This window comes from Mycoplasma todarodis (assembly GCF_004335995.1).
In the GTDB taxonomy this organism is placed as follows: domain Bacteria; phylum Bacillota_I; class Bacilli_A; order Mycoplasmatales; family Metamycoplasmataceae; genus Mycoplasma_K; species Mycoplasma_K todarodis.
In genome coordinates this window covers 1-9,195 of record NZ_PSZP01000033.1, presented here as the reverse complement: position 1 = coordinate 9,195, position 9,195 = coordinate 1, and the positions used below count along the sequence as shown (strand labels likewise).

8 protein-coding genes and 1 pseudogene are annotated in these 9,195 nt (G+C 33.1%); 1 reads left to right on the top strand and 8 read right to left on the bottom strand.

What is annotated here, in order from left to right; translation table 4 throughout:
• The 8 genes and pseudogenes from eno to thrS form a co-directional block, all read right to left on the bottom strand.
• Positions 1-1,181 (bottom strand): annotated as a pseudogene (gene eno / locus C4B25_RS03675) (phosphopyruvate hydratase); the annotation flags it as partial.
• A 130-nt stretch (positions 1,182-1,311) separates the two neighbouring features.
• Complete coding sequence (locus C4B25_RS03670; protein WP_131613689.1) at positions 1,312-1,797, bottom strand: PTS sugar transporter subunit IIA; 486 nt, start codon at positions 1,795-1,797, stop codon at positions 1,312-1,314.
• Positions 1,798-1,899: 102 nt separating this feature from the next.
• A complete protein-coding gene (locus C4B25_RS04845; protein ID WP_210725176.1) occupies positions 1,900-3,999 on the bottom strand; it encodes a PTS transporter subunit EIIC in 2,100 nt (699 codons plus the stop codon).
• Between the two features lie 158 nt (positions 4,000-4,157).
• Positions 4,158-4,511: a hypothetical protein gene (locus C4B25_RS03645; RefSeq protein WP_131613688.1), complete on the bottom strand. Its 354-nt coding sequence runs from the start codon at positions 4,509-4,511 to the stop codon at positions 4,158-4,160.
• 9 nt (positions 4,512-4,520) lie between these two features.
• Positions 4,521-5,033, bottom strand: coding sequence for a tRNA (cytidine(34)-2'-O)-methyltransferase (locus tag C4B25_RS03640; RefSeq protein WP_131613687.1), 513 nt, complete (start codon positions 5,031-5,033; stop codon positions 4,521-4,523).
• A gap of 22 nt (positions 5,034-5,055) precedes the next feature.
• Positions 5,056-5,766 carry a GntR family transcriptional regulator gene (locus C4B25_RS03635; protein WP_131613686.1) on the bottom strand — a complete coding sequence of 237 codons (711 nt, stop codon included), beginning with the start codon at positions 5,764-5,766 and terminating at the stop codon, positions 5,056-5,058.
• Positions 5,767-5,846: 80 nt separating this feature from the next.
• On the bottom strand, positions 5,847-6,725 hold the full coding sequence (locus tag C4B25_RS03630; RefSeq protein ID WP_168380694.1) for an ROK family protein: 879 nt from the start codon (positions 6,723-6,725) through the stop codon (positions 5,847-5,849).
• A 99-nt stretch (positions 6,726-6,824) separates the two neighbouring features.
• Positions 6,825-8,540: a threonine--tRNA ligase gene (gene thrS / locus C4B25_RS03625; protein WP_131613684.1), complete on the bottom strand. Its 1,716-nt coding sequence runs from the start codon at positions 8,538-8,540 to the stop codon at positions 6,825-6,827.
• A 364-nt stretch (positions 8,541-8,904) separates the two neighbouring features.
• On the opposite strand from thrS, the gene C4B25_RS03620 reads away from it, so the two are divergent.
• Positions 8,905-9,195: GlcG/HbpS family heme-binding protein (locus C4B25_RS03620; protein WP_131613683.1), on the top strand; the 291-nt coding region annotated here is incomplete at its 3' end.

The window sequence follows — 9,195 nt, the reverse complement described above, 5'->3', positions numbered from 1 at the left end:
TGAACGGTGTGAAACTACACATGTAAATCCAGCTTTATGAGCCATTTCAATTGTATCCATAGTTTCTGATACTGAACCAATTTGGTTTAGTTTAATAAGGATTGAGTTTGCTGAATCGTTTTTAATACCTTTTTTAAGAATTTCGGCATTTGTAACGAATAGATCATCACCCATAACTTGTAGTTTTGAACCATGTTTTTCAGTGAATTGTTTGAATCCCCATCTTCAATTGAGATGATTGGGTATTTCTTAACTAGTTTACCTAGGTAAGTAACCATTTCATCTGTTGTAAATGTAACTTTTGTTTTCTTAACTGCTGCAGAAGTAAATCCTTCTTTACCAGCATCGATAGCTGCTTTTAGTTTACCGAATGTGTAGATTCCTGTTTTTTCATCGTATAGTTCTGATGAAGCAGGGTCCATAGCGATAGCAATTGCACCTTTACCTTTTGTTGCAGGTTTGAATCCTGCTGTTTCGATAGCTTTAACTAGGAAGTCAAGAGCTTCTTCGTGTGATTTAAGGTTTGGAGCGAATCCACCTTCGTCACCAACTTGTGTTCCGTGTCCAGCTTCGTGTAATAGTTTAGCTAGTGTGTGGAATGTTTGGTTAGCCATTTGTAGAGCTTCTTTAAAAGTTTTAGCTCCAACAGGCATAATCATAAATTCTTGGAAATCAATTGTGTTTGTAGCGTGCTCTCCACCATTGATAACGTTTAACATTGGAACTGGAAGTTTTCTAGCGTTTGTTCCACCGATGTATTTGTATAGAGGTAAATCAAGTTCATCTGCTGCTGCTTTAAGAACTGCAAGTGATACTCCTAGGATAGCGTTAGCTCCTAATTTTGATTTATTTTTTGTTCCGTCTAATTTGATCATTGTCATATCGATTAGTCTTTGTTCTGTTACTTCGATACCGATTAGTTTTGGTGCGATTGTTTTGTTAACGTTGTTAACTGCAGTCATAACACCTTTTCCACCGAATCATGCTTTTTTAAGAGCTGCTGATGCACCTTTGGCTGCACCATCTCTTAGTTCTAGAGCTTCTAGAACACCTGTTGATGCTCCTGAAGGAACCATTGCTGATCCGTATCCTCCTAGTTCTGTTGTAACTTCAACTTGAACTGTTGGGTTTCCACGTGAATCAAGAACTTCTCTTGCGTGAATGTTTGAAATTGCTGACATAAAGTCTCCTTATTTAAATATATTTTGTTTTTTTATATATATAGTACTATGCATAAAAATATGCACTAAAATTATACTCCAAACTTGCTTTTTTTGGTAAAAAAATAGACCATCAGGTCCATTTTATCTTTTATTTAACTTCAATAAGTTTTGATTCTGTTGTAACAGCACCTTTGTTTAGAAGGATTGAAGTTTCACCTTTTGTTTCTGGTGTAACAACAATAACTGTATCTGTAGTTGGAGCGTTTTTAGCAACGAAATCTAAATCAACTTCTACTAATAGATCTCCTTGTTTAACTTTTTGTCCTTGTTTAACAGCTGGTGTAAATCCTTCACCTTTTAAGTTAACTGTATCAAGTCCAATGTGAACTAGAACTGAAACTCCGTTTTTATCAGTAATACCGTAAGCATGTCCTGTTGGGAATACTGTAGTAAGTGTTCCTGAAATTGGAGCGTAGAATTTTCCTTCTTCAGGTGTTACAACAACACCGTCTCCCATCATTTTTTCTGAAAATACACCGTCTTTAAGTGATTTAAGTGTTTTGGCTTTCCCTTTTACTGGTGAGTTAATCGCACCAGAATCTTTTGATTTTGCAAATCTTGAAAATAATCCCATGTTAATTCTCCTTATTTATATTTTAATTTATAGCAAACTTTTGCTACTAACATTATATAAGAAAAAGACTGAGTTTTCACTCAATCTCTCTTTACCGTAAAATTAATTATTTTTTAGTTGCAGTTGCTTTTTTAGCTGGAGCTTTTTTAGCAGCTGGTTTTTTAGTTGCAGTTGCTTTTTTAGCTGGAGCTTAGCAGCTGGTTTTTTAGTTGCAGTTGCTTTTTTAGCTGGAGCTTTTTTAGCAGCTGGTTTTTTAGTTGCAGTTGCTTTTTTAGCTTCTTCTACTTTAGGTGTTTCTTTTACTTCTTCTGCTTTAGGAGCTTCTTTTGCTTCTTCTGCAACTTTTGCAGTTGTAGTTTTAGGAAGCTTTTTAATAGCATTGTGAAGTTGTTCAGCTTGTGGTCCAAAGATAGCTTGAACGTGGTTTGCTGATGTTTTCATAATACCAACAGCACCAACAGCTTTTAAACCTGCTTCATCAACTTTTGATGCATCTTTAACATCAAATCTTAAACGTGTAGCACAGTTAGCTGTTCCTGTGATATTATCTCAACCACCGTAAGCTGCTACGATTCCTTCAGCAATAGGATCTGATTGTGATTCACCATTACCTTTGTTTTTGAAATCTGCTTTTGAGAATAATTTTGTATTATTACCTCTACCTGGTGTTTCTAAATTAAATTTCTTAATTGAGAAATAGAACACTAAGAAGTAAATTGGAATATATGCTGCACCAATTACAAAGGCTCATCAGAAGTGTGTACCTTTTGCTACTGGAAGCATACCATATATAACCATATCGATCATACCACCTGAGAATGTCATACCGATATGGGCACCAAATACGTTCATTAACATGAATGCGAATCCAGCCATAACGGCGTGGAACCCTCAGAATAATGCAGGAGCTAAGAATAAGAATGTAAATTCTAGAGGTTCTGTAACACCTGTTGTGAATGATGTAAGAGCAGCTGGAAGAATTGTTCCAAGTGCCATTTTTCTATTTTCCTTAGGCGCTGCCATAACCATTGCGGCTGCGGCGGCTGGTAAAGCAAGAATCATGAATGGGAATTTACCTTGCATGAATCTACCTAGGTTTAACCCTAGTTGATCTTTCATGAATACAAATACTGGTAAGTGATGTAAATCACCTTTTGTATTGATGAAGTCAATTGTGTTGAATTTTAGACCTGACATAGCGATTCATAGAGATGAGTCACCAGCTTTTGTTCCAACAGCTTTTGTTAAAGCATCTAATTGAGCTTGATCTGCGAATTTATTACCGGCAGCTGTTCAATCAGCTAGAGATTGTGTAAAGTCTCCACCAGCTTTTGATCATCATAGTGGTGCATAGAATACGTGGTGTAATCCGAATGGGATTAATGAACGTTCTATTAGACCGAATACGAATGAATCAAGTCCAACTGGAGCTTTACCTGAAACTTCACCGAATTTAGCAAGTCCATATCCAACTCATGGTCAGAAAATTAAGAATGCGAACACTAAAGGAATCATTAAAATGATTACTACTAATGGTACGAATCTTTTCCCTCCAAAGAATGAAATTATATTTGGAAGTTTAATAGTATGGAATTTGTTGTATGCTCATGCTGTTAAAGCACCAACTAGAATTCCTCCAAATACTGATGTTTGAAGTGATGAAACTCCAAGGTTTGACCCAATAAGTTTATCCATGGCACTAGCTGATCTACCAGCTCCACCAAATAATACTTTTCAACCATCGTGTATCATAACTTCTTTGGCGTTTTGTGCGCCCTTAACTGAAACTTTACCGTCAGCTAAGAATGTACCACTACCATGGTTTACTTCTGTAATAAATGGAGTTTGTAACATTGAGAATGTCATATACCCCACTATTGCAGCAAATACGGCAACACCAGCTTCTTCTGTGAATGCAACAGCGATTGCGGCTGCAAATAGAATAGGCATGGCTGAGAATACTGGATCTCCAAGTTTTTGGATAAATTGTCCAAACACTTCAAGACCATGATTTGTTCCTGCATGAGAAGCGATTGCGGCACCAACACCTAAGAATAGTCCTGCAATGGCCATCACTGATATCGGAAGCATGAATGCACCTGATACTTTAGATAGAAACTTCTTCATTCCACCTTTACCGTTATTTACTTTAACTTTCTTCTCTTTCTTTTGAGAAGAATTTTTAGTAAGTGAAAAAGTCATATTTTTCCTTTCATATTTTATATTTTTTGTATATTAAAATGTCATAATACCTTAATGACTTTAATATTATACCTATTGTTACTAGTGTATATACAAGTTTTTTTATACCTTTTGAATGTTCTTTGATAGTTTTGTGTTAAAAAAATGTCCGATGGACATTAATCTACTCAAAGCTTTAATGGAGTTCCAACCAAAAAGGCAAATCCAATAATTATGAAAACTACACAAAAGAATAATGGTGCAAACAATTTTGTTCTTTCTCATGGTGGTAAAAACATACCTGTATTCTCGTAATCAGATGGAGCTTTAGGATTCATCTTTTTATATTCTTCCATTTGTTTCTTCTTATATCTTTTAGCATTTTCTTTTGCTCTTGGATAAAAACATAAAATAGCTAATGCTAAAACAATAAATAATGCACCGAATACATAATCTGATGTTCCACTTCTAAAGAAATGATTTCCTTCAATCATTCCAGAATGCATTTCCATTTTCAAAGGTATTCTATTCATTATTTCTCCTTATTTAAGAATTCAATCTTTTCCTTTTTGGACTTCAAATTTAGAAAGACCTTCATATCCTCTTTGTCTTAATACCTCGTAAGACATCAACATAACTGTATTTGCTAAGTTAAGAGATCTTTCGTGTGGTGTCATTGGTATACGAACACACATATCCAATTTATTTCTCATTATTTCTTTAGGTATACCTGTAGATTCTCTACCAAACATCAAGAAGATATCTTCTTTGTGTTTTGAATAATCCGGAGAAGAGTGGTATTGTTGCCCATATCTAGTTACATAGTAAATAGTTTCCTGACCGTATTTCTTCTCGAACTCTTCATATGATTCATGAACCTCATGTTCAATATCAGATAAAAGTCTACCTGCTGCAGGTCTTTTTAAAAATTTTGGCTTTAATTCAAAAGCAATAGGCCTAATAATATGTAACTTAGCTCCTGTTGCAGAACAAGTTCTAATTATATTGCCGGTATTAGGTGAAATTTCTGGTTGGTATAAAACTATGTGTAACATTATTCGACCTTTCTTTCTTAATTTATAAAATTATTTCTTTCTTTGTTCTAATACGGAAAACATCTTTACGTACTAACTTTGCACTTACTTCAATTAGTTTTTCTTCAACAAATAATTGACAGATTGAAGCAATCGCAATTGTGTCTCATCCTAATTCCTCTTTATATCTATCTAAAATATAATCTTTATTTGGGAAATATTCTTTTCTTCTTGCTGTAGGTATAATGGCATGATTAACCATCGCCTTTGTAAGTGAGTCACTTACTTTTTCTTTACCAATTGTATTTATTAACTCATTTTTTAAGTAAGTTATTTGAACACAAACCAAACCTTTTTCATCATAATATTCTTTAACTTTAACACCCATTTCTTCTAATTTGAAATCTTCTAAAAAATTAGATTTTTGGATATATTCTTCTTGGATGAAATTGTAATGTTTTTTACTTTCTTCTTCATTCAATCATTCTACTTTTTCTTTTATTGAGTTAAATCTTTTTGAATTTGACTCTAGGAAATCTTGGATACCTGAAGCTAGAACAACATATCCTCTACCTTTTTGAGGTTGTAAAATACCAGCAGAAACAAATGTTGTTAAAGCTTGCCTAGCAATAATTCTCGAACAAGAAAACTTTTTAGCTAATTGATTTTCAGAAGGCAGGATAGAATCCGGTTGTCATTCTCCTGAAACAATTTTTAATAATATGTATTTTTGTATGTATTGTCTTATAGTCATAAATATATTTTAACAAATTAGTTGTTTATACATCCATTTAAATAATTAATATAACATTGAGAGCGTATGAAAACAAAGGACTATTGCCCTTTGTTTTTTGCTCAAATTGTTGCACCATATATACCCGCATCATTTTTTGTTGACGCAATTAATAATTTAGTTGATTTTTGAATGAATGGTAACTGCATTGTATTTAAATTTTCAGCAATAATATCTATTAATGGTTGACCAAGCGCTGAAGGCCCTCCACCGATGATTATTGCATCTGGATTTATTGCAGTTTGCATTATAGCCATATGACTTGATAATGGCATTAATGCTTCCTTCATCAATTTAATAACTTCTGGATCTTTTTCAGCTATTTTTGTAGACATTTCTTTTATTGTTGTTTTTTTGCCATAGTGTTCTGATAATAGTTTTTCAATACCAGTTGCTGAAGATAATGGTTCTACACAATTATCCAATCCACAACTACATTTGAATTTACTTTGCATCATACCGGCGTGCCCAAATTCTCCAGCATAACCATTATTACCATACACTAGTTTGTTATTAATGATTAATCCACCACCAATACCTGTTCCAATTGTATAGAAAACAATTGATGAGTAATCCGTTCCAGCCCCTTTTCAATATTCACCCATTGCTGCAGCATTAGCATCATTCAATACATAAACTTCCTTACCAAATATTCTTTTGAATTCACCTTTTGCATCAAAATCTTTTAATTTTAAATTTCCTGAAAGTTTAACAACACCTGTTTCATGATTTATAAAACCAGGCATTGATAAACCTATTCTATCTACCTCAGAAAGATCAAGACCTTCAAGATTATCTTTTATATTCTGGAATATGTTTTCCACATCTGTTGGCACTATTCATCTCTTTGTTATTTCATCTTTTACCATCAGAGCAACTTTTGCAGTTGTTCCACCCAAATCTATTGCTAATATCTTCATTATTTCTCCCATTTCATTACATTTTAGTCTTGTATATACATTTTATACTTATTAATATTATATATCAATAAAAAAAACACCGTGTGGTGTTTTATTATTTTATTTTTCCAACTCTAAAAACTCATTAATTGTCATTGTATTTTGTTCTTTTGAACCATATGCTCTAACATTAATATTCTTATTAGCAACTTCATCATCTCCAATAACAAATTGGAATTTAACTTTTGAAGTTTGTGCATTACGCATTTTCTTACCAAGTCTTTCTTTTGAGTCATCAATATGAACTCTAATTCCCGCTTCTTCTAATTGTTTTTTAACTTCAAGAGCGTAATCTAAATGATGCTCAAGAGATACAGGGAGAATTGTTACTTGTTTAGGTGCAAGTCAGAATGGTAATACACCTTTTGTTTGTTCTAATAATGTAGCTATAAATCTTTCATATGTTGAAAGGAATCCACGGTGAATAAGAACTGGTCTAACTTTTTGTTCATTTTCATCTCAGTAGTGAGCGTCAAATTTTTCAGGAAGTAAGAAGTCTAATTGAAGTGTTGAAAGTGTTACCTCGTGTCCAAGTGCAGTTCTAATTTGGATATCGATTTTTGGACCATAGAATGCTGCTTCACCAGTCATTTCTTTGTACTCAATACCAAGATCTTCAAGAACTGTTCTTAAACCATCTTCAGCTTTATTTCACATATCTTCATCACCATGATATTTCTCAGTGTCTTCTTTGTCTCTTAGTGAAAGTGATACATAGTCGATTTCAATATTGAATTTTTCAAGTCCTTCTTGAATTAAGTTGTAGGCATTTTTAAATTCATCAATAATTTGATCTTCTCTACAGAATATGTGACCTTCTGTAAGTTCCATAGATCTAACTCTTTCAAGACCTGTTAAAGCACCTGATTTTTCATATCTATAAAGACGTGATTGTTCTGAGATACGCATTGGGAAATCTCTATATGAACGTCTTTGAGAATTAAGAATAATGAAGTGGTGAGGACAAGTCATAGGTCTCATAACTAATTCTTCCCCATCAACTGAAACTGGTTCATACATATCATCCTTGTAATGTGCTCAGTGTCCTGATTGGATATAAAGTTCTTTTGAACCGAATGCAGGAGTTTGCACTTCTGTGAATCCGTATCTTTTTTCTGTTTTTCTTACATAATCCTGAATTGTGTTTTTAAGAATTTGTCCATCTGGTAAGTAAATAGGGAAACCTTTTCCTGCTAATTCACTAAACATAAAGATGTTCATTTCTTTACCAATCTTACGGTGATCTCTTTCAGCTCTTTCAGCTCTAATTTTTAAATACTCATCAAGTTCTTCTTTTGATTCTCACGCTGTACCGTAAATCCTTGTTAATTGAATGTTATCTGAATTACCTCTTCAATAAGCACCAGCTAACGAAAGTAATTTGAAGTGTTTAACTTCTGATACTTTTTCAACATGTCCACCAGCACAAAGGTCTGTGAATAATGATTCTTGGTTTGAAGGGTTTATCATTCCATAGTAAGTAATTTCCTTACCTTGTGAAGTGAATTCTTCAATTAATTCTTGTTTATATGGTTGGTGTGTTAAATCAACTGCTTCTGTTTTCATAACTTTGTATCCACCAGCAAGCATTTTTTTCATTTGTTTTTCAATCTTTGCTAAATCTGAATCTTGAAGTGGTTGTTCAAATTCAAAGTCATAATAGAACCCTTCTTCAATTGCAGGTCCGAACCCTAATTTTGTATTTGGATATAATTTAAGAACCGCTGCAGCTAATAGGTGTGAAGCTGTGTGGTTTAGATTTTTATTTACTTTCATTGTTTTCTCCTTTTTTAAAAAAACTAAAAGAGTCCGCCCAAGGGGCTAACGTACCACCCTTGGAAGACTCTTATGTTTTGCTATTATATATTAATAAATAAGTAGTAACCCCATTACAATATCGTTCCCACTCTCACTATCAGGGACTCGCTTTGCGATAATACATAATGACATCTTGTCTTATTCATAACTATTATATATCAATAAATTGTTTTTTATTTAAATTTACATATCACAATTTAGTTAATAAAGGTTAATTGTTATAAAAAAGTATCATTGTGAAAATTAGTTAACAAAAGTTATATAATTTTATTACCTTCTAAAAAATAAAATAATAGAGGGATCATAATTAGGAGAAAAAAATATGAACATTACATTAAAAGAAGCAAGAGAAGCAGTTAATGCATCTCTTAAAAAAGCAGAAGAATTAAACGTTAAAATGAATATTTCTGTTGTTGATTTTGGAGCAAACTTAGTAGCATTCGCAAGAATGGACGGAGCTTGATTAGGATCAAAAGACATTTCAATGAAAAAAGCTAAAACAGCTAAATTCTTTGATATGAATACAGGAGAAATTGGAAAATTATCACAACCAGGTGGTTCACTATACAATATTGAACACTCTAACAATGGTTTAATAACATTCCCAGGTGGT